Raw genomic sequence first — 22,240 nt, 5'->3', positions numbered from 1 at the left:
CACAATTATCGAAAGACCTGTAAAAAAGCGTAATTTCCTTGAACTTATCGTTCACATTTTTTAAAGAATGGTTCAGTTATCCAAAAAAACGCATTATTCAGTTATTTTTTAAGCATTGATTTTTATTATTTTTTACTTGATTTAGCTCATCAAAAGATCTGATTTAATATCAATTTTCGATCAATCTTTCTGAAATAGAGCTTTCCCTCTACACATTCGGCAACATATCTAAACTTGTCATTTAAGATAGAAGCATAATGAATTTAGCGCTAATTTCACTTTTCCGAAGCTAATTAGTGGGTTTTTCTCTCTTTCTTATTCTTAATATGTGTCGATATTCACCACATATAAAAAAACCTCCGCCTTCACGAAGGTTTTAGTTAAGGCAATTATTTCTATTTACATTTGCTGTTTTTAATTGGCAATTAACCATGTCGCAGCAAGAGCCAATAAACCGCCTGATGTACCATCGATCCACTTTTGTTTGCGTTCATCAATTTCAGTTTTTTGTGTAATACGTGCAAAGACCACACTCAAACTACAATACACTACAAAAATTAGCCCAATAAAAATGAAGGACAAAATCAAACCTTGACTCACGGTACGCGCTGATTTATCGATAAATTGCGGCAAAATTGCAAAATATATCAACATTCCTTTCGGGTTCAGTAAAGCCGTAAAAAAGCCTTTTTTAATCGGGTTGGACGCTGACTTTTTCTCAATACTTAATTTTTTACTGCTAAATACTGAACGCAGTAAATGCGTTGCCAAATATAAAAGATAAGCAATCCCCAACCAGCGGATTGTTTCAAAGAGTAGTGGAAATGACACGATAATCGCAGCAATACCCAATGCCACTAAAATCGAGTGAACCAAATAACCTGAGCACACCCCCACTGTTGCCATCATGCCTGCTTTTGCATCCTTACCCATCACTTGTGACAGGATAAAAAGCATATCGGGTCCTGGTGTGAAAATAAGGGGAATTACCGTTAAGGCAAATAAAGCAAATACAGACATTTCAATTTTCCCTTTCTATGTCCTGAAAGTAAAATTAGTGTGTTTGAATCGCTTTAAAATAGGATATCAAATATTCTATAATAGATATTATTTTTAGAATTATATTCTATTTTATGAAGACATCTTCTAAGTCAATTCTAGTTAAACTAGATCGTATTGATAAAAATATCATTCGCGCACTTCAAAATAATGGTCGTATGCAAAATAATGACTTAGCCAAGGAAATTGGACTCTCGCCTTCTTCTTGTTTACGTCGGGTCAAATTACTCGAAGAAGCAGGTGTGATTCAGAATTACACCACCGTGGTCGATCCACAAAAGATTGGCTTTCAATTGATTTTATTCTCTCGTATTTGGTTGACTGGGCAAGATGCTGAAACCATCGATACTTTTATCGAAGCGATGAAAGAACTTCCTCAAGTCATGGAGTGCTACATTATTTTGGGTGAGTGCGATGCAATGCTCAAAGTAGTGGTGCCTGACCTAGAAAGTTACCGCAAATTTCAGTCTACTCACTTAACCAAGAAAAATGGCATCACCAGTGTAAAGACTGATTTACCAAGCCAAATCATCAAACAAAGCTTCCAGTTACCGTTAGAAGATTTATAAACAGAAATTGCTCTGCCAAGGAACAACTCAAGCATCTGAAATGACGAGGCTGATACTACAAGCTTGGCAATGTAGTGACGGAGTTACCTTCACAGCCTCGAATGCAAATACCTAGTTTGCGGTATTTCATTATATTTTAAGCAAAGAAAAATAATGATTTGCGGCAAATGAACGAACACAATCTAAGGAGCCTTTGAGCTTAATTTCTTAAACAAGAATACGACTGATTGGATTTACAGGCTCTCGCTATCAAAACTGAGCGAATTGATTACTGAACAGCAAAATGGGTTTACATTTAGAGATTTTGTTTAGCATCATAAGTTTTGCAAAGACGTCCACTAGCTTATCTCAAATGTTTATTTGAAAGCTTAAAACCAAACGAGGTAGACACTTTAACGCTCTGCTCATAAACATCACAACATGTCATGGTGCGGGTGATATAAGGGCTAAACATCCAAAACCAATGAAGATAGCCCATGAGTTGTTTATTTGACCAATGGTTTAGGCTGGCTGATTTTCCAAAAAGTCACGATGGATGTGGCTTAGGTCAATAAGTTCATACTTTGCCAAATCAAAAATACGCCAAATGGTGAGGGCATCTTCTTTACTGTCAAATTTAGCAGTTGCTTTATTGGTAAGCTGCCATTGTTTATCCGAAATCCAAATAAAGTATTGGCCCGTCGCCGCATTAAACGCCTGAACTTTTCCATCGGCATTAATCCCTTGTAGCTGCGCACCTTCAGGCAATACAGCTTCTACTTCAGGTAAACTGATTTCAACAAAGTGTTTGATTTGGCGTAAGCCGTATCCTACAAAAATTTCTTTTTGCTGACCATTTAACTGGTCATATTTTTCTTGAATATCTGAAATCATGGTATGGCCTATATATTTTTTTAACGGTACAGCAATTTAGTAAATGGCGAATTTCACTTCAGCACTTACGTCAATTCAATAATGGACAATTTTTATACCCGATAATTTGAATTTTTATAATGCGACAATAGTTCAAAATGTCGGTCAATTTTACCAATATTTTTTCACATCCTTATTTAACTTTCATGAAGCAGACCACTTTAGGATGCAAAATGTGAAATCTAGCCTATAAATTTAAGCAATATTTAGACCACCACGAGCCAAAGTCGTATTTGCAATTGTTACGAATCTTTATGCTGCGCCCGTGGATGGGCTTGATCATAAACTTGTGCCAATCGATCAAAATCCACATGGGTATAAATTTGTGTAGTGGTTAAATTACTATGCCCCAACATTTCTTGTACAGCACGCAAGTCACCACTATTGGACAACATATGGCTAGCGAAGCAATGACGCAATAAGTGTGGATGTAAATCGACATTTACACCTGCACGTTGAGCTTGAAATTTAACTCGATTTTCAATTTGCCTTACCCCGAGTGGATTACCTTTTTGGGTGATAAAAACTTGGGCTTCTGGGACAAAATCACCATGCCATGCAGGATATAATTGCAACCAATGCATCACAGCCTCTTTTGCTTTAGAACCAAAAGGTACAATGCGTGTTTTATTGCCTTTACCCGTAATACGTAACAGTTGGCGATTAAAATCAATATCTCGAATGGTTAAGCCCTGCACTTCTGCCAAACGTAAACCACTTGAATATAGCAACTCCAAAATCGCTTTATCACGTATCCAAAGCTGCCGTTGAGTTTCACTTTCTGGCTCAGGCTGTTCCATGATTTGTTTAATGGTTTCAATATCGACCAATCCTGGTAAAGGACGTGATTGGCGTTTGAGCTGAAAATCATCTGCAGGATTAAAATTGAGATAATCCCCTTGTTCTGCCCATTTCATAAATTGGCGTATTGAAGATAACATGCGCTGCAAACTACTTGGACTGAGCTGAAACTGTTCCACTTTATGAGCAACAAATTCACGCAGATCTGACTTTTCGACATCATGCAGTGGCAAGTTGCGTATTGTACAAAATTGGAGAAAATCGCTGACATCGCGCTCATACGCTTGCAAGGTATGCTTAGACTGATTTTGAATTTCACGTTCCTTCAACCACATGACCAGTAGTTGACTCTGATCCATCGTCACCTGTCTTCTCCTATTTCAACATTTGCTTTAGCGTTGCGGTACGTTCTCTAAAGCGATCTTACATATCTGTTTTATGAAAAGAGTCTAGCAAAGAACCCCTTAGGCTTACCATCAACACGTTGGTAAAAAGCTTGCGTTTCATTAAGCAAATACCCTTCTACACCATCCACACTGTGCGTATTGACATGGATTAAATCCACTGGGCATTGCTCTTTTAAACTGTCCTGTGTGATACGACCAATTTTACTGTGTAAATCTTGAATTTGTTGTTCAGATAATCCTGCTTCTAAATCTAGTCCGATGAGTAAAGTTGGTGAATCATCTCGAGCCTTATTCAGCATTTGCGCCAAATAAGCAGCTTTTACCACGCGCTCTGTGCCGAAAAAAATACTTAATTGATCAATCATAAACTGCGGATATTCCGCTGGCTGACCAATTAAAACTTCCGTATCTTCCGTAACTTCATAGTTTTCTGAGGGCTGAATATACTGCCCGTTCAGCAAATGTTGTATTTCTTCTGGTACAAAGTCCTTCGTTGCATCAGGTGATTGTGGATTCAATACAAGCCTTGCCCCCATGGTCATTTCAAATAATGCTTTGGTCGGTAGCCGGATATACGCCTCTTCTTCAGATATTGCTAACCGCATTTTTTCCAAGGACGTAAAAAATGGAATGACGCAATCATATGTTTCATCTTCCCATGATTTCAATTGAACACTGTCACCTTCATCCAAGATCAAATCTTCGGCAATACGTGAATCATGTCCCCCTGTTGTTCCCACACAATACACTTTGGCTGCCAATAACTGAGCTAAAAATTCTGGGCGATACGCGGGTTCATGTAAGGCTTTATGAAAAAGTTGCTCTAAGATTTCTTCTTTTATTTCTTCGTTTATTTGTTCCATGTTGACTCCAATCCCATTGAATTATAAATTTTTATTCACTTTTTATTTTGTGAAAAAAGCCCTGAATGAATCAGGGCTTGGAGTTTAACCTTGGAAGTAACTTAAGTCTAAGCGTCCTTCGTAAACTGTTGCGGTTGGTCCGGTCATCCAGACCACACCACCTTCTTGCCACTCAATCTGTAGCTTACCACCTGCCAACTCTATTTCGACCGAATTGGCTAATAAGCCACGACGCATACCTGATACTGCCGCTGCACAAGCACCTGTACCACAGGCCATCGTTTCACCGACACCACGTTCAAATACACGTAAGCGTGCATGTTTCTCATCCACAATTTGCATAAAGCCAGCATTTACTCGCTGTGGAAAACGCTCATGCGATTCGACTTGTGGACCAATTTTAGCAACGTCTGCGGTAATAACATCAGGAACGATCGTCACTGCATGCGGATTACCCATACTCACCACATCAATGGTGAGTTGTTCATTATTCGCCAATGCAATGTCGTATAAGTTTTCAGGCTCTTCCGCAATAAATGGAATTTCATGCGGCAAAAAGCGTGGATAACCCATATTGACGCGCACCCAACCATTTGCACCTAATTCAGGCTCTACGATACCTGACTTGGTTTGTACTTTGATTTTGGTTTTGCTGGTCAACTTACGTTCATGCACAAAGCGCGCAAAACAACGTACGCCATTTCCGCATTGTTCAACTTCCGAACCATCTGCATTAAAAATACGATATTTAAAATCGACATTGGGTAAATCAGGTGGTTCTACAATCAAAAGCTGATCAAAACCAATACCAAAATGACGGTCGGCCAAACGCTGAATCGTCACTGTATCTAAATAAGCCCGTTGGCTAATCAGATCGACCACCATAAAGTCATTGCCAAGGCCATGCATTTTGGTAAATTCTAATAACATCTCGAATTTCTCCTTAAGGCAATAAACGTTCACGTTCCCATAATGATTCGATGGTTTCACGCTCACGAATCAAATGAGACTGATCACCGTCAACCATTACTTCAGCAGCACGTCCGCGGCTGTTGTAGTTTGAGCTCATGACAAAACCATAAGCACCCGCACCCAATACTGCAAGCACGTCATTTTCTTGAATCGCCAACTGACGTTGCTTACCGAGGAAATCACCGGTTTCGCAAATCGCACCAACAACATCCCAGTCTTTCTTTTCTGTATCTGTACGAGGTGTTACTTCCTGAATATCCATCCATGCTTCATATAAAGCGGGACGGATTAAGTCATTCATTGCAGCATCAATAATCGCAAAATTACGATGATTGGTCGGTTTGAGTAAATCAACTTTGGTTAACAACACACCTGCATTTGCAGAAATACTACGCCCCGGTTCCATATACACCTTAAGGCCTAATTTTTCTAAAGCCGGACGCATTGCCTGAGCATATTCTTCAACAGTTGGTGGAACTTCGTCTTTGTAAGTCACGCCTAAACCACCACCGATATCGATGTGTTTTAGCTGAATCCCCATCTCTTTCAATTGATTGATCATCACAATGACACGATCAAGTGCATCAACAAAAGGCTGAGTTTCAGTCAACTGTGAACCGATATGACAATCAATCCCGATAATCTCAAGATTTGGCAATGTCGCCGCATAGGCATAGGTGTCAAAAACGCTGTCTGAAGGAATACCGAATTTATTTTCTTTTAAACCCGTAGAGATATAAGGATGCGTTTTAGCATCCACATCTGGATTTACACGCAATGAAATCGGTGCTTTCTTACCCATTGCCGCAGCAACTTTTTGGATTCGATCTAGCTCTGCATGTGATTCAACGTTAAAACATGCAATACCCACGTCCAACGCTTTTTGGATATCGGCTTCAGTTTTACCCAAACCAGAGAATACAATTTTAGAAGCTTCACCACCGGCTTTTAACACACGTGCGAGTTCACCACCCGTCACGATATCAAAACCAGCGCCCTGCTTGGCAAGTACGTTTAACACCGCAAGATTAGAGTTTGACTTTACCGCAAAACAAATTTGATGGTCGATAAAGCTAAATGCACGATCCATATCTGAATAATGCTTTTCAAAAGTAGCTTTTGAATAAACATAAAGCGGTGTGCCATATTGCTGTGCAAGCTGTTGTAAAGAACATTGCTCTGCATGCAATACCCCATTCGTACGGGTGAAACTCATGAAAGTATCCTTTCTATAAAAGCATTAAGGTGTAGGGTTAGAATTTGAAGATTCCGATTCAGTTGCAACAGGAGCCGCTTGTTTTTCCTGCTTTTGCTGTGCAGGCGTATCTGGATAAATCAGATATTTTGCACGCTTATCTGCATTTGCATCTGAAGGTAAATGCAATGCACCAGACTGACCACAAGCGGTCAGCAGCACAGCACTTGCTAATACAATAATTTTATAATTCATAAAACGATACATAAACGTACCTAATGAAAAGATTTTTCCGAGTATAACGTGATCAACCCGCGGATAAAAGAAAAGCCCTGTAATTCCAAGTGAGCTTTTTGCCATTCTGCACTAAATTTAAGCAAAATTTGATGGTGCTGTTTTCAATCCTTATTTGTCTTTATTTCTAGCTCGATCAGGCTATTGATTTCACTGAAATAGCTTATCAATTTGAATGCTGTTTTATACAAATGGTAGCGCTAATAAACAGTTTGTTTTAACGCAAAATACATCCATGTCCAAATAAAAAGCTGCCCCTCAGGAGCAGCTTTTTATGTTTTACGTCAGTTCAAAAATGTAAATTAATGGTGCTTTTTCTTATAAAAACCAAAATAACCAATAATCAAAATGATGAACCAAATTGGGCTAACCATGAGCGCTTTCATGGTATCTGCTTCTAGCGACAAGACATAAATCATGCCGATGAAGAAGATAATCACAAGCCAGCAAGTATATAAGCCACCTGGTAATTTAAAGGTTGACTTCGCATGCAACTCAGGACGAGTTTTATAGTAAACGATATAACTCCAGATAATCATGAGCCATACGCAGATAAATAAAATCGTCGACAGTGTAGTTGCTAAAGTGAAGGCTTCAACCGTGTTCGGTACGAAATACTGTAATGCCGCACCCAACAGTAAACAAACTGCCGAGAAATACAACGCATTTGCCGGAACTGCACGTGAGTTTAGACGGCCAAACGCTTTTGGACCTTGCTCTTCACGAGATAAACCAAACAACATACGTGAAGTCGAGAACACACCACTATTCATCGATGACATAACTGATGACAACACAACCAAGTTCATAATAATCGCAGCAGCAGCAATACCGGCTTGGCTAAACAAGTTCACGAATGGTGAAATGCTTGGGTCAATGGCATTCCATGGCGTAACAGACATCACAATCACAAGTGCCAGCACATAGAAAATAATGATACGAATCGGAATCGAGTTCACAGCTTTAGGCAAGTTGTGTTCTGGATCTTTGGTTTCTGCTGCCGTAGTACCCACGAGTTCTACGCCGACAAAGGCAAAAATGGCGATTTGGAAACCTGCCAAGAAGCCAGTTACTCCTGTTGGGAATAGACCACCATGTGACCATAAATGTGTGAATGATGCGATTTCACCTGTCGATGAGGTAAAACCGGTAAAGATCATCCAAAGACCGACACCAATGAGCACCACGATTGCAATAATCTTAATCAGTGCAAACCAAAACTCTAATTCACCAAAAAGTTTAACCGTAACAAGGTTTAAACCCATGATAAAAACAATGGCGGCAACACTGATCATCACCCCTTCTTCGGGCGAGAACGGGTTACCTCCATTAAAGAATTGCAGGTAATAAATGATGGCCGATAAATCAGCAATCCCTATAGTGATCCAGCACAGCCAATAGGTCCAACCCACAAAATAACCTGCCCACGGGCCGATTAAGTCGGTTGCAAAATCGATAAAAGATTTATATTCAAGATTTGATAGTAATAACTCGCCTAATGCACGCATGACGAGGAAAACCATAAAACCAATAATCATATAGATAATAAGGATGGACGGACCAGCTAAACTGATGGTCTTTCCTGACCCCATAAATAAACCTGTACCAATAGCACCACCAATCGCAATCAATTGCAGGTGTCGGTTGGACAAGCTTCGTTTCAAATCGCCGCTATCAGCGTGCGATCCATGAATTTCATTTGACATTATTTAATTCAACTTCGCGTTCCAATTGCGACAAATTAACGTAAAAATTTCAGAAAATACAAAATTATTTTTCATCATCTATATTTTCGGATTAAGTGACAAAGTTAATTTATTTTTCTTATATATAAAAATCTTAGCGCCAATTCACATTTTAAAGCGACCAATAAAACAACAATTTACTTGTAATAACTTAAATTTTATGCAAAAAATATTTTACCAACGATAAAAATTTATGCCAAAAATCATGGAAGTTTCTAACAATGGCATATCAATTGCTACAGATATCAAAAATGTAGCATTCACTCACTCAGGGCCGATAAGAAGAAGATACTATGCAAGAAATTCAAAATATCATGGAAACACTCAGTGGATGGGTCTGGGGCCCATACATGTTGGTCCTCATTGTTGGAACAGGTGTATTCCTCACCTTCCGACTGCTTTTCTGGCAATTTCGCATGTTGCCTTTAGCATTTAAACAAGTGTTTGGAAGGCATGAACATGCCAAATCACATGAAGGCGATATTTCACATTTTGCCTCACTTATGACTGCTTTATCTGCAACCATCGGTACAGGTAATATCGCAGGCGTTGCAACAGCCTGCGTCCTTGGTGGCCCCGGTGCAGTATTTTGGATGTGGATGACAGCCCTCTTTGGTATGGCAACCAAATATGGTGAAGGCGTACTCGCAGTCAAATATCGCGTAAAAAATGAAAATGGCGAAATGAGCGGCGGTCCAATGTACTACATTGAACGTGGACTGAAGTGGAAATGGCTCGCTGTCATTTTTGCCCTCTTTGGTACTTTAGCCTCTTTCGGCATTGGCAGTTCAGTACAGTCCAATACGGTTGCCCTCGCTGTTGAAAATAGTCTCGGACTTGAAACGTGGATTACAGGTATTGTTATTACTATTCTGTCTGCTTTAGTAATTCTCGGCGGAATTAAATCCATCTCTAAAGCATCCTCTTATATCGTACCTATTATGGCTGTCGGTTATGTATTGGGTGGACTAATCATCATTTTAAATAATCTTGAATTGGTCATTCCTTCTCTCAAATTAATCTTTACCTATGCATTTACTGGCGAAGCTGCGGCAGGTGGTGCGATTGGTGCGGCTATTCGTTATGGTGTTGCCCGTGGTGTTTTCTCTAACGAAGCAGGTATGGGTTCTGCACCTATTGCCGCGGCTGCTGCGAAAACGGATCACCCTGCACGTCAAGGTTTAGTTTCAATGACAGGTACATTTATCGATACGATTATCGTGTGTTCTATCACCGGGATTGTTTTGGTCATGGGCTTTATTATGGCAGGCAACAGTTTTGGCGACCAAACTGGTGCAGTTTTAACTATCAGCGTATTTGATAAATTATTACCGGGTTTTGGCGGCTTGATCGTCACCTTCGGGATTATTTTCTTTGCATACTCAACCATTTTAGGTTGGAGTTACTATGGTGAAAAATGCTGTACTTACTTACTTGGTGAAAAGTTTGTCTTGATTTACCGTTTGATTTACATCGCTTCAGTCTTTGTAGGCTGTGTGGCGACTCTTGATCTTGTGTGGTTATTTGCCGATACCTTTAACGGTTTGATGGCTGTACCAAACTTAATTGCGCTGTTGTTACTTTCTGGTGTTATTGCCAAAGAATCGGAGGACTTTATTGCACGTCGTAAATCAGGTGAACTGTACTAATCCTTTCACGCTACTAAACAAAAAGCCACGTGAATTCACGTGGCTTTTTTATTCGGACTGATAATCGATATTTACTTATTGAATCGTACCGATTTGACCATCATCAAATTTGTCGTTTTTCGTGTTGCTTTCATTGGATTCATCCTTTTGATCTGACTCAGCATCTTCAATAAAGCCTTCGCCAAATTGGTCACCAAACTCATTTTCAGCATATTCAGAATCTACAGCACTGGCTTCCATCAGATCCGCTTCGATTTCTAAGGCAATTTCCAAGGATAAAGAAAAGAACAATACCCCCTAAATTTTCATGTTCCCTTGTTCATCTTCAAGATATTCACTGAGAGTTTTATATGCAGGGCTGCTTTCATCAAAAGGTACGTCAAGGTATAAATCACCTGTATAGCTATCGATCAAAGACTCACCTTCTAGCCCCATACAAGGGAAATACTCGAGATTTTGCAGGTCAAACCAGTGCATAACGTCATTACGTACCGTATTTTTCTCAGGATGTTGATGATCATATTCTTCAAAATGCACAAATAACACATCACGATTTTTTTCACGTGCAATGGCATCGATATGTCGTAATAGTTCAGTCATGTGGTGACCCATTTCAAAAAATATAATGCGCTATTATAAAGTGCTTACTATATAAAAGTGCAGCTATTGAAAATAAAACAACATCAATTGACCTTCAACAGTCATTTCATGCGATAAAAACTTGGTTTTTCGATGTATTCACCGCTATGCTGTGACTCAATTTGAGTTTGTGCACAGTAAATATTATGGCGAAAGCAAAAAGTGTCTATCGATGTGAACAATGTGGTGCTGATCATCCCAAATGGGCCGGTCAATGTACCGAATGTGGTGAATGGAATTCATTAGTCGAAGTCAATATTGCACCCGCCGTTACACACCGTGCACAGCCTAAAATGGGCGGTGGCTATGCAGGTCAAGCCGCTGCTGTGACCACCTTAAATCAAGTTTCTGTTTCGCATGAAACCCGAATGGCAACAGGTATTGGTGAATTTGACCGTGTACTCGGTGGTGGACTGGTCACAGGTTCAGTTGTGCTGATTGGTGGTGACCCCGGCATTGGTAAATCCACTATTTTGCTACAAACCGCAACCTATATGGCGGCGAGTAAAAGTTCTGCCTTATATGTCACAGGTGAGGAATCTTTGTCTCAGGTGGCGCTACGTGCCCAGCGCCTAGATTTGCCGACCGATCAACTTAAAGTCATGGCAGAAACCTGTGTCGAGCGTATTTGCGAAGTATTGGCACATGAACGCCCTGCCGTGGCCATTTTAGATTCGATCCAAACCCTATACACCGAAACACTCCAGTCTGCGCCGGGCGGTGTTTCCCAAATTCGTGAATCGGCTGCACTCCTGACCCGCTTTGCCAAAAATAGTGGCACAGCATTGTTTATTGTCGGTCACGTAACAAAAGAAGGCTCTTTGGCAGGCCCTCGTGTGCTTGAGCACATGGTCGATTGTGTTTTGTATTTTGAAGGTCAATCTGACTCTCGCTTCCGTATGATTCGTGCGGTGAAAAACCGTTTTGGTGCAGTCAACGAGCTTGGTGTATTTGGCATGACCGATAAAGGTCTGCGCGAGGTATCAAACCCATCCGCTATTTTCCTGAGTCGTTATGATGAAGCCATTCCGGGCTCTATCGTCATGATTAGCCGTGAAGGTACACGTCCACTTTTGGTTGAAGTTCAGGCTTTGGTGGATGATGCGCACGGACAACCTCGACGCGTGGCCTTAGGTTTAGAACAAAACCGTTTAAACATGCTTTTAGCCGTTATGCACCGTCATGGTGGCGTACAAACTGCAGGACAAGATGTCTATGTCAATGTCGTGGGTGGTTTAAAAATCACAGAAACAGGTTCTGACCTTGCGGTACTTTTAGCCTGCGCCTCTAGCTTAAGAGCTAAAGCCCTGCCACAGCATTTGGCAGTATTTGGTGAAGTCGGCCTTTCAGGCGAAATCCGCCCTGTACCCAATGGACAAGAACGACTCAAAGAAGCCATTAAGCATGGTTTTAAAACCATTATTTTACCGCGTGGGAATGCACCGCAAAAACCCATTTCAGGTGTAGAGATTATTTCTGTGGCACGTTTACATGAGGCGTTGAGTCAGGCAATTACGCTGACCGATGAGTCTTAGTAACGCTGATTAGTTTATTTTGAATGAATTTTCAATTTTTTACCGATGTTCTATTGAAATTCAGTACAAATGGCGGCATAACTAGATGGCTATTTTAACTTTATATAGATATAGGAAAATTTGATGGAAGTTCGACAGCGTGGTTTGATGACTGCTCTTTTAACAGCAGCCCTTTTGGTAGCGCCGATTGCAGAAGCGAAACGTGCCGGTGGTGGTAAAAGCCATGGTATGAGCCGTCAAGCTGCTCCAACTCAGTCTTATCAGCAACCTCGTCAATCTGCTCCTGTTCAACAGCCTGCAACTGCTGGCGCTCCAGCTAAATCTGGCTCGAATGTGGGCGGAATGGTTGCAGCTGGTGTGGCTGGTGCTGCAATTGGTGCAGTCGCTGCAAATGCGATGGCCGATGACAATAACGGTCAAGCAGCTTCTGAAGCGCAAGCTCAACAACAGGAAGAGAAAGGTGGTATTCCAGGCTGGATCTGGATTTTACTTGCCGCTGCTGTTGCCTTCTTCATTTTCCGTAAGATGGGCGCAAAAAAAAAACTAGCCACTAACAATCCGTATGCGCCAAACAGCGGTGCAAACAATGCACCGTTTGGCCAACAAAATGCTGCACCTCGTGCAGGCAATGACAATACGAATATTTTTGGTAATTCTGTAGGCGGTAATTCAGCAGCTTCAAATGCTCCATTTGGTGCAGCTGCTGCAACGAACGCGCCTTTTGGTGCTGCCTATACCAACAGCGGCAATCAATTGCCTGATGGTACAGAACCAGCAACATTTTTACGTGTTGCACGTCAGCGTTTTAACCACATTCAATCGATGAATACGGCAAGCAACATTTCTGAAATTCAGCGTTACTTAACGCCTGACCTATACCAGTCTATGTATAACGACATTATGGCGAATAAAGATGAAGACGTTGCTGAGTTTTCAAACTTAAATGCTATGGTGGTCGATTCTGCGAACGAAAATGGTCAATACGTTGTAAGTGTGCGTTTTACAGGTACTGTTAGTGAAGACTTAAATAGCCTGCCACAGCCATTTGCTGAAGTATGGCATTTTGTTAAACCTGCGGGTTCTGATCAAGACTGGTTAGTTGCAGGCATTCAACAAGAGCAATAATGTAGACATTTAAGCATTCTTGCATTCTAAAATAGCGACTTCGGTCGCTATTTTTTTGCCTTTATTTCCCTCTTTTTTAATTCAACTTCAACTCAGCATGCTGAAAAATCAATAATTTTGTGAATACATTATTCTAATTATTAATAATAATTGTTATCATTTAGATTAACTTTAATACAATTTCCAAGCGCTTAAGTATTTTATGAATAGCTCACCACCTGAGGCACTCGTGCCCCCCCTCACATCTGCGCTGCCTAAAACGCGTAAAGACACCCCCTCTCTATTGACCTATCGCTTGATGATTTTCTATCGCTTTGCCCTCGCTTTAGTGGGCGGATATGTTGTCGCGATGCTATCTGCCATCGTAATCGCAGATGTGTTTAGCGAAGACCGTGGAACTGCAGCCATGAGTGCAACTTTAATTGCGTTTATCCTGTGGAGCTGTGCATTTATTTGGGTCTTTATGGTGAATAAAACCCTCAAAGCAACTTTAGGCATTGTGATCCCTGCGGTGTGTTTGTATGCCATTTACATGATGATGGGAAGCTAAAATGCGTGTTGATGCAAAAGTAGAGGGACCGCGCCAGTCCATGTCTTGGCTGCATACATGGGCTAGCCTAATCTTAGGTTGGTTGCTGTATGCTATTTTCCTGACCGGAACCCTGAGCTTCTTTAAAAATGAAATCAATGTCTGGATGACTCCTGAGCTGCATCAATCTGTTCCAGCCAGTTCACAAGTCCAACAAACTGAAGTCGCACTGAATTATTTACAGCAAAATCATCCGAATGCAGGTGCTTGGAATATTTTGCTGCCGAATACGCGTCAAAATGCCACATTAATTACCGTTCGTGAACAAGGTGAAGACCCTCGCGCACGCCGTGGTGGTAAACAAATCTACATTGATAGTGCTACAGGTGAAGTGCTTGAGCCGCGCGATACACGTGGTGGTAATTTTCTCTATCGTTTCCATTTTGAACTATATGGCATGCCACGTATGTGGACGCGATGGTTTATCGGGATAGCCACACTGTTGATGTTAGTTGCCATCATTAGTGGTGTGATTACTCATAAAAAAATCTTTAAAGATTTCTTTACCTTCCGTTCAGGCAAAGGACAACGTTCTTGGCTCGATGCACATAATGCAACCGCAGTATTTGCGCTTCCCTTCCACATCATGATCACCTTTAGTGGCCTGTTGCTGCTGTTATTTACGATCATGCCTTGGGGGATTGAACGTATTTATGAAAACCGTGGACAATTTTTACAAGAACAAAATCGTGCCTTGGTTCAGGAAAATAAACCTGAAGGACGTGAATCCACTCAAGGACGCGATGAACGTGGTGAACGCCCACAGCAAGCCCGTGCCAATTCTGCACAAAACCAAGGCGAAAATCGTGCTGAGAGCCGTGGTGAAGGTCGAGGAGATCGTCGCTCTAAACGTGAAGAGCAACCTAACGTTGCTGCGCCGTTGACCAACTTAGCGCCAATCGTGACTGCGGTTCAGGCTGAATGGAAAACTAATCCTATTAGCACCGTTAGCATCATTGCACCGAATACAGACCAAGCTAAAATTGAGCTACGTGCCTTACATGGTGAAAGTGTCGCATATCGTAATGTCTATGCAAGCAAACAATTTGATGGCGTAACAGGCAAAGACTTAACTGACGAAAGTGCCAAGTTAAAGCACCCTTCTGTACCGATGGGTATTTACAATGTAATGACTACGCTACATGAAGCACGCGGTGTAGATTTAGCACTACGTTGGCTGCTGTTTATTTCAGGGATTGTGGCACCCTGATGGTCGCTACAGGTCTCATTCTGTGGTGTGTAAAACGTGCGCCGCAACAGCAAAAACAAGGCTTTAAATCATTTGGCTACCGCACGGTTGAAGTGACCAATATTGCAGCGATTATTGGTTTACCCATTGCCTGCGCAGCATTTTTCTATGCCAACCGTTTTATTCCCGCACAGCTTGAAAACCGTTCGGAATTAGAAATTCGTAGTTTCTTTATTGTTTGGCTACTGACGCTCGTTTATGCGATTTTCCGTACGCACCGTCAAGCGTGGCTAGAACTTTTAGCTTTTGCCACAGCAATTTTTGCCTTACTGCCGATTGTAAACTTCATGACTGGTGGTCAACCGCTTTGGAATACCATGGCAAATGGTCAATGGATGATTGCATCCTTTGATCTTGCAATGTGGCTCTTGGCTATCTTGTTTGCCTATTCATTTTACAAAGTGAAAAAGCATAAAGGGCTGCCTGTTAAAAAAACGCGTGGCAAGAAGGAGGTTGACGCATGATGTTCTTTCTCCTGATTTGGGCACTGAGTAGCTTAGGTTTTTTTGCCTTGGCAAGCAGCATGTCTAAACATCAAAAGCAGTTTTACAGCAAAGAGTTAAGTGTGGGCCAAACACGGTTAGCCACGCTGATCGGCTGGGCGCTATTGATCATCGCCTTGATAATTTGCCTCTATCTTGGAACGCCGAGCAATAACATCAGTTATTGGTTTGGCGCGCTGACTATTGCGGCTTTATTTGTCGGGCTATGTATTAGTTATATCGCTGAATTTTTTTGGAAAATTATTGGTGCATTGGTTGTCGTATTTGTATTGTCAGCAGTGTTATTGAAATTTTAATTCTTTAGACAACATTCTCTAAACATTGAAAGCCAATCTTCGGATTGGCTTTTTTCATGCCAACAGATTAGGCTATGCCTATTCTGCTCTTTTGGATTACACATGTCTGAACTTTCAATCTCTCCTGCTTTATATAACCGCGCTATGGTAGGCAATAAAGATGCTCAATTTGAACTGGCTGAAATTTATATGCAAAGTGAAAATGATGAGCATGTTGAACTTGCTGAAGAATGGGCACTCAAAGCAGCTCAGTTAGGTCATGTAGAAGCCATGTATTGGCTGGGTGAAGGCTATGCAGTCTATGCCAAAGATATGCTCGAAGAAGATCCTGAAGAATCTAAAACCTATTTTGAACATGCGCACCGCTGGTTAGAACAAGCGGCAAAACATGACCATCCTGCTGCAATTTTAGAATTGGCCAATTTTTACCGTCGCGGCGATGTGGTGGAAAAAGATGTCGCTAAATCCATTGAACTTGTTGAACAATCTGCCAAACTGGGCGAAGTTCAAGCCATGCGTGATTTGGCTTTTATTTATGTCAATGGCTTAGGCATCGACGCCGATGAAGAAAAAGCAGATTTTTGGAATGAAAAAGCCAATGTGGCTGAGCAGTAATCCAATTCTTTTCTAAAAAATAAAGCCCATCTCATGATGGGCTTTTTGCTTTTAACAAAATGGCTCAGCTCGCCACATAGTCATTTACATCCACCGTAATGACTTGTCTGCAAATGCCCTCTGCCCCACGCTGCTGTTCAAATACGTCTGCTGGCATGGCAGCAAAACTGTCAAAGAAACTGATTTCTGCTTCGTCAATTTCATACACCAAAGAATGATTCCCCACGCCCTCTAGGGTGTCGTAATAGACAATCACAAACTGATTTTGTTCAAAAGCCTGCTGGATTTGTGCATAGCCAATTGCAGGTAATATAGGCAGTTCCAATTGATCCGCTTCTGCATAGCTGCGTTTTTCACTGTCTTGCAGCTCAGGATCATGCTCTGTGTAAAACTTTACTAGAAAGCCAAACTTTTTCAGTCCTACAGCCAAACCAATGGTTGTTGTGCCATGGCCAGCTTCATAAGCGCAAACTTCGATGAGCTGCTGAATGTCTGCATCTATACCTAAGTGCTGCAGCAACATCCACACTGCATAAATGCCGCCATTGGCTTCTAAATTTGCCAACTCATCAGGTATTTCCATCGACATATATCAAAACTCAAAATTGCTTATGGACGATGATAAACAAATCGCAGCAGTTTTGCCTGCAAGTTTTAATCCAGACCTGATTTCACATGCACAAAAATAATGTCCAAATCTTGTTTGGGCACAAAATTCTTTTCAACCATTTGAAACTGCGTAGCGCTGATTTTCTTCACTTTACCTGCCCAGCAAAAAGAAACCAACTCTCCTGCATCACGCTCGATAGTCAGTTTAAAATCTTGAATAGGCTTTGCCCAATTGGCACCAGTTTTTAAGATATAGCCCAGCGCTTGAAATGGTGCATGCTGTGATTTAGCCTTTCTGAGTCCTGCCTTAAAGTTTTGATCCATACAATAACTTTTATTATATTCATCAGGATATAAAGCCACAGACCCACCCACCAGCGGTGCATATTGATGCTGTACACGTGTGAGCGCATTGGCTTTAAACGTTTGCTTCCAGCTATAAATCACCTGAGATGACCATGAAATTTCTTCACTCAAATCTTTGGGCAATACTTTTTGCAGCGCTGCATTTTTACAGTTTCTAAGCTTTGCCTCAAAAGTTTTATATTCAACATCTTGCCTGCTCCACGGATTCAGCATGTTTTTTTCCGTAAACCCGCATTGCTTAAAACTCTCCGTCATATCAATCGGGGCTGTTTTCGCATTTTTTTGAATAAAAGTGCGCACGTGCATTTCAGGCTGAATCGTTTTTCCATTCACTTGAACTTTAAAACTTTTGAGCAGCTTTTCTGTATTGGCAAAATCAGATTCAAAGAAGTTTTCAACTTTTGGCAACGGAAATAAGACCGTTTCAGTCACATCTTTATTGCTTAAATTTTTGAACTGATAATCGACCTTAATGATTTTTTTACTAATAAACAGGTCTTCACTGAACATTTGAATGTCTTTACTTTTCAGATACTGTACACCGCCTGTTGCCACGTAGCCTGTTGAGTCGTTGGCCGCGACAATAACAGGCCAAAACATCAATAAAGCCATTACGGGTTTAATCATTATTCTTATACTCCTGACCGATTTATGAAATTTAAATATTCGCGACGTAATTTTACAGATCAAAAAACCTATAAGTCAGATATTAAGCATTTTCGGATTGGAACTCACTCTATTTCCAAGTACAATACTGCCCTAGTCGAGGGATGCTGCGACTTTCTTATAGGCACTAAATATAAGATCGCTAGGCTCGACGATTCGGTTGGACACTCGTTCCAATCAACAACGGCATCCGCGAACTGAATGATCAATTGTTTTTATTAAGGAGATCGTGATGAACGCGGTTAATGCTTCATTTACAGATTACAAAGTTGCCGATATTTCACTAGCTGACTACGGCCGTAAAGAAATCAAACTCGCAGAAGCAGAAATGCCAGCCCTAATGGGTCTTCGCAAACGCTATGCAGCGGCTAAACCGCTTGCTGGCGCGAAAATCCTAGGCTGTATCCACATGACTATTCAAACTGCAGTTTTAATTGAAACTCTAGTTGAATTGGGCGCAGAAGTTCGCTGGACTTCGTGCAACATCTTCTCTACTCAAGACCACGCTGCTGCTGCAATCGCTGCTGCGGGTATTCCAGTATTTGCTTGGAAAGGCGAAACTGAAGAAGAATACATGTGGTGTCTTGAACAGCAAATCAATGTAAACGGCACACCTTGGGATGCCAACATGATTCTGGACGATGGCGGTGACTTAACTGCACTTGTTCACGAAAAATATCCTGAAGTGATTGCTAAAATCCACGGTATTACAGAAGAAACCACTACAGGTGTTCAACGTCTTTACGAAATGCACCGCGACGGTACTTTAAAAGTTCCAGCGATTAACGTAAATGACTCTGTCACTAAGTCTAAAAACGACAACAAATACGGCTGCCGTCACTCACTTAACGATGCAATCAAACGTGGTACAGATATGCTTTTATCTGGTCGTCGTGCGCTTGTAATCGGTTATGGTGACGTAGGTAAAGGTTCTGCTCAATCACTTCGTCAAGAAGGCATGATTGTACGTGTCACTGAAGTTGACCCTATCTGTGCAATGCAAGCATGCATGGACGGTTTCGAAGTTGTTGCTCCGTATAAAAATGGCATTCAAACGGGTAAGAAAGAAGACATCAACCTTGATCTTCTTCAAAATACTGACTTGATCGTAACAACAACTGGTAACTACCACGTATGTGACGCTGCAATGCTTGATTCATTAAAAGCTGGCGCTGTAGTTTGTAACATCGGTCATTTCGATACTGAAATCGACACAAATTACTTACGTGGTTATAAGTGGGTTGAAGTTAAGCCACAAGTTCACCAAGTGTATCGTTCAGAAAATGAAAACGATTACTTAATCCTTCTTTCTGAAGGCCGTTTGGTGAACCTTGGTAATGCAACCGGTCACCCTTCACGTATTATGGATGGTTCTTTTGCCAACCAAGTGTTGGGTCAAATGCACCTATTCGCTGAAAAATTTGCTGATCTTCCTGAAGATCAAAAACAAGCGGCGATCCGCGTAGAACTTATTCCTAAGAAATTAGACGAAGAAGTTGCTGCTGCAATGGTTGCAGGTTTCGGCGGCGTATTGACGACTTTGACTCAAGAACAAGCGGACTACCTCGGTGTTCAAGTTGAAGGCCCGTTCAAAGCTGAGGCTTATAAATACTAAGTTTTATAAATACCTCTCCCTAACCCTCTCCTGAGCGTGCTTCAAGCACTGCTTTGAAGCTCAGCGCAAGAGAGGGAACTCTTCATTGTGAAAGCAAATTTGTTGTTAACTCCAAATAACTATTACTTTCATAATGGAAGTCCCTTCTCCCTCTGGGAGAAGGTTAGGATGAGGGGATTTTTTTAAATAAAAGTATTTATAAAAAAAGGATTTGAACATGTCAAAACAGATTCCTATTTCCTTTGAGTTCTTCCCGACCAAAACTGATGCGGGCGCGGAAAAACTTAAAGTTGTACACCAAGAACTTCAATTACTCAATCCTGAATTTTTCTCTGTAACATACGGTGCAGGCGGTTCTACCCGTGAACGCACTTTGTCTACATTGAATGATTTCAACGGTAAAGGCACACCGGTTGCCCCTCACCTGTCTTGTATTGGTGACAGCAAAGCACGTATTGCTGAATTGCTGGATTTGTATAAGTCACAAGGCATTGACCGTATTGTTGCGCTGCGCGGCGACTTGCCGTCTGGTCAAGTAGGCTTAGGCGAATTGCCTTATGCAACTGACTTGGTGCGTTTCATTCGTGAGCACACTGGTGATCACTTCAAAATTGAAGTTGCAGCTTACCCAGAAATGCACCCGCAAGCAGACAGCTTTGATCTCGACATCAAACGTTTCTGCGACAAAGCCAATGCTGGCGCTAATGCAGCACTCACCCAGTTCTTCTTTAATCCAGATGCCTATTTCTACTTTGTAGAGCGCATTCAAAAAGAAGGCGTGAACATTCCTGTCGCTCCAGGCATTATGCCGATTACCAATGCAAGCAATTTAATTCGTTTTGCTGATGGTACAGGTGCAGAAATTCCTCGCTGGATTCGCAAACAGCTTGCGACTTATGGCGACGACACAGCGTCAATCAAAGCCTTTGGTCATGAAGTGATTGTGAAACTTTGCGAACGCCTGATTGCTGGTGGTGCGCCAAGCCTGCACTTCTACACCATGAATACCACTGACCCTACACGTCAACTTGTGAAAGACCTCGGTCTTGCATAAGACATTTCGACCTTTTTGAGAGTAAAACTTTAATGCCACGTTTTTATATTGAAGCTGATTTAACTGTTGATACGACTGTTGAATTAACGGAAACAGTGTTTCATCACTGGGTAAAAGTTTTACGTGCTCAAGTAGGCGAAACAGCCACTTTGTTCAATGGGCAAGGTGGCGAATACCATGTTGAATTGGTTGAAGTCGCTAAAAAGTCAGCTGCCGTCCAAGTTTTGCAATTCAATCCAAGCAATCGCACACCACATTTTACAGCGCTCTTGGGTCAAGTGATGAGCAAAGGCGACCGCATGGATTATGCGATTCAAAAAGCGGTGGAACTCGGTGTTTCTGAAATTCAACTACTCACTTCAGAACGTTGTGAAATGCGTTTGAAGTACGATCGTGATCAAAAGAAACTCGACCATTGGCAAGGCATTGCTATTGCAGCTTGCGAACAGTGTGGTCTCAACATTGTCCCTAAAGTACTTGCGCCACTTTCCCTTGAAAAATGGTTGGAAAGTGATCTGCCGACAACCAAGTTGGTACTCGCACCCAATAAAGATGAAGTTGATGTATTAGCTGATGCTGACCCGTACTTTGCCTTACTGATTGGCCCTGAAGGTGGCTTGAGCGAAGCCGAGATCAGCGCCGCAAATGAGAAAGGTTTTGTGAACTGGTGTATCGGTGAACGTGTCCTTCGCACAGAAACTGCACCTGTAGTTGCACTTTCAATTTTAAATTATAAATTTATTTAATTTTTACTCGATAGTTCATCTGAAAGCATCAATGATGGCATCCTTGATATTGCTTTTTATTTGTAACGCAATTACCCTAGAGTCAATAAAAACAAATGATTTGTTACTAAGAATAAACAAATACTCTCAGGAACAATACAAATACAACGATCTAAATTTGGTTAAGG

21 protein-coding genes and 2 pseudogenes are annotated in these 22,240 nt (G+C 41.4%); 11 read left to right on the top strand and 12 right to left on the bottom strand.

Annotated elements, in window-relative coordinates; all coding sequences use genetic code 11:
* Positions 1–414 precede the first annotated feature (414 nt).
* Positions 415–1,020, bottom strand: a complete 606-nt coding sequence (locus tag FTV38_RS00720) for a LysE family translocator (RefSeq protein ID WP_180020741.1) — start codon at positions 1,018–1,020, stop codon at positions 415–417.
* Between the two features lie 113 nt (positions 1,021–1,133).
* On the opposite strand from FTV38_RS00720, the gene FTV38_RS00715 reads away from it, so the two are divergent.
* A complete protein-coding gene (locus FTV38_RS00715) occupies positions 1,134–1,628 on the top strand; it encodes an Lrp/AsnC family transcriptional regulator (RefSeq protein WP_078190405.1) in 495 nt (164 codons plus the stop codon).
* Between the two features lie 501 nt (positions 1,629–2,129).
* Here FTV38_RS00715 and FTV38_RS00710 read toward each other — a convergent pair.
* The 7 genes from FTV38_RS00710 to FTV38_RS00680 all read right to left on the bottom strand — a co-directional run bounded on the left by FTV38_RS00710 (position 2,130) and on the right by FTV38_RS00680 (position 8,778).
* Entirely contained in the window at positions 2,130–2,501 is a 372-nt protein-coding gene (locus tag FTV38_RS00710; protein ID WP_218948490.1) for a hypothetical protein, read from the bottom strand.
* A gap of 281 nt (positions 2,502–2,782) precedes the next feature.
* On the bottom strand, positions 2,783–3,700 hold the full coding sequence (locus FTV38_RS00705; protein WP_180020929.1) for a tyrosine recombinase XerC: 918 nt from the start codon (positions 3,698–3,700) through the stop codon (positions 2,783–2,785).
* A gap of 77 nt (positions 3,701–3,777) precedes the next feature.
* Positions 3,778–4,611, bottom strand: a complete 834-nt coding sequence (locus FTV38_RS00700) for an enhanced serine sensitivity protein SseB C-terminal domain-containing protein (protein WP_180020739.1) — start codon at positions 4,609–4,611, stop codon at positions 3,778–3,780.
* Positions 4,612–4,695: 84 nt separating this feature from the next.
* Positions 4,696–5,541: a diaminopimelate epimerase gene (gene dapF / locus FTV38_RS00695; protein WP_111883917.1), complete on the bottom strand. Its 846-nt coding sequence runs from the start codon at positions 5,539–5,541 to the stop codon at positions 4,696–4,698.
* Positions 5,542–5,554: 13 nt separating this feature from the next.
* A complete protein-coding gene (lysA, locus tag FTV38_RS00690) occupies positions 5,555–6,799 on the bottom strand; it encodes a diaminopimelate decarboxylase (protein WP_180020737.1) in 1,245 nt (414 codons plus the stop codon).
* Positions 6,800–6,823: 24 nt separating this feature from the next.
* A complete protein-coding gene (locus FTV38_RS00685; RefSeq protein ID WP_372491094.1) occupies positions 6,824–7,033 on the bottom strand; it encodes a lipoprotein in 210 nt (69 codons plus the stop codon).
* A gap of 341 nt (positions 7,034–7,374) precedes the next feature.
* Positions 7,375–8,778: an amino acid permease gene (locus tag FTV38_RS00680; RefSeq protein WP_078192075.1), complete on the bottom strand. Its 1,404-nt coding sequence runs from the start codon at positions 8,776–8,778 to the stop codon at positions 7,375–7,377.
* A gap of 332 nt (positions 8,779–9,110) precedes the next feature.
* Here FTV38_RS00680 and FTV38_RS00675 point away from each other — a divergent pair, with 332 nt between their 5' ends.
* Positions 9,111–10,466 carry a sodium:alanine symporter family protein gene (locus FTV38_RS00675; protein WP_180020735.1) on the top strand — a complete coding sequence of 452 codons (1,356 nt, stop codon included), beginning with the start codon at positions 9,111–9,113 and terminating at the stop codon, positions 10,464–10,466.
* 75 nt (positions 10,467–10,541) lie between these two features.
* Here FTV38_RS00675 and FTV38_RS18010 read toward each other — a convergent pair whose 3' ends face one another.
* On the bottom strand, positions 10,542–10,757 hold the full coding sequence (locus FTV38_RS18010) for a hypothetical protein (protein WP_257228616.1): 216 nt from the start codon (positions 10,755–10,757) through the stop codon (positions 10,542–10,544).
* 9 nt (positions 10,758–10,766) lie between these two features.
* A pseudogene (locus tag FTV38_RS00670) lies at positions 10,767–11,066 on the bottom strand (hypothetical protein); the annotation flags it as partial.
* 185 nt (positions 11,067–11,251) lie between these two features.
* On the opposite strand from FTV38_RS00670, the gene radA reads away from it, so the two are divergent.
* The 6 genes and pseudogenes from radA (at position 11,252) to FTV38_RS00640 (ending at position 17,017) form a co-directional block, all read left to right on the top strand.
* Entirely contained in the window at positions 11,252–12,640 is a 1,389-nt protein-coding gene (radA, locus tag FTV38_RS00665; RefSeq protein WP_180003350.1) for a DNA repair protein RadA, read from the top strand.
* A gap of 123 nt (positions 12,641–12,763) precedes the next feature.
* Positions 12,764–13,765, top strand: a complete 1,002-nt coding sequence (locus tag FTV38_RS00660; RefSeq protein ID WP_180020733.1) for a Tim44 domain-containing protein — start codon at positions 12,764–12,766, stop codon at positions 13,763–13,765.
* A gap of 202 nt (positions 13,766–13,967) precedes the next feature.
* A complete protein-coding gene (locus FTV38_RS00655) occupies positions 13,968–14,315 on the top strand; it encodes a hypothetical protein (protein WP_180020731.1) in 348 nt (115 codons plus the stop codon).
* A gap of 1 nt (position 14,316) precedes the next feature.
* Positions 14,317–16,067, top strand: a pseudogene (locus FTV38_RS00650) (PepSY-associated TM helix domain-containing protein).
* On the top strand, positions 16,064–16,402 hold the full coding sequence (locus FTV38_RS00645) for a DUF3325 domain-containing protein (protein WP_180020729.1): 339 nt from the start codon (positions 16,064–16,066) through the stop codon (positions 16,400–16,402). Before FTV38_RS00650 ends, FTV38_RS00645 begins: the two are co-directional and overlap by 4 nt.
* Before the next feature lie 102 nt (positions 16,403–16,504).
* The gene (locus FTV38_RS00640) at positions 16,505–17,017 is read left to right on the top strand and encodes a tetratricopeptide repeat protein (protein WP_180020727.1); all 513 of its coding nucleotides are present in this window, start codon (positions 16,505–16,507) and stop codon (positions 17,015–17,017) included.
* A 64-nt stretch (positions 17,018–17,081) separates the two neighbouring features.
* On the opposite strand, the gene FTV38_RS00635 is transcribed toward FTV38_RS00640, so the two are convergent.
* On the bottom strand, positions 17,082–17,606 hold the full coding sequence (locus FTV38_RS00635; RefSeq protein ID WP_180020726.1) for a peptidase C39: 525 nt from the start codon (positions 17,604–17,606) through the stop codon (positions 17,082–17,084).
* Positions 17,607–17,671: 65 nt separating this feature from the next.
* On the bottom strand, positions 17,672–18,619 hold the full coding sequence (locus FTV38_RS00630) for a DUF4424 family protein (RefSeq protein ID WP_180020725.1): 948 nt from the start codon (positions 18,617–18,619) through the stop codon (positions 17,672–17,674).
* Between the two features lie 271 nt (positions 18,620–18,890).
* Here FTV38_RS00630 and ahcY point away from each other — a divergent pair, with 271 nt between their 5' ends.
* The 3 genes from ahcY to FTV38_RS00615 all read left to right on the top strand — a co-directional run bounded on the left by ahcY (position 18,891) and on the right by FTV38_RS00615 (position 22,073).
* Positions 18,891–20,273, top strand: a complete 1,383-nt coding sequence (gene ahcY / locus FTV38_RS00625; protein ID WP_078192086.1) for an adenosylhomocysteinase — start codon at positions 18,891–18,893, stop codon at positions 20,271–20,273.
* A 217-nt stretch (positions 20,274–20,490) separates the two neighbouring features.
* Entirely contained in the window at positions 20,491–21,327 is an 837-nt protein-coding gene (metF, locus tag FTV38_RS00620) for a methylenetetrahydrofolate reductase [NAD(P)H] (RefSeq protein ID WP_180008362.1), read from the top strand.
* 32 nt (positions 21,328–21,359) lie between these two features.
* Positions 21,360–22,073, top strand: coding sequence for a 16S rRNA (uracil(1498)-N(3))-methyltransferase (locus FTV38_RS00615; RefSeq protein ID WP_180008364.1), 714 nt, complete (start codon positions 21,360–21,362; stop codon positions 22,071–22,073).
* Positions 22,074–22,240 lie beyond the last annotated feature (167 nt).

Origin of the sequence: Acinetobacter sp. YH16044 (assembly GCF_013417145.1) — a bacterium.
GTDB classification, from domain to species: domain Bacteria; phylum Pseudomonadota; class Gammaproteobacteria; order Pseudomonadales; family Moraxellaceae; genus Acinetobacter; species Acinetobacter amyesii.
Note: the sequence above shows the minus strand (reverse complement) of the source record. Positions and strands in the feature narration are given on the sequence as shown.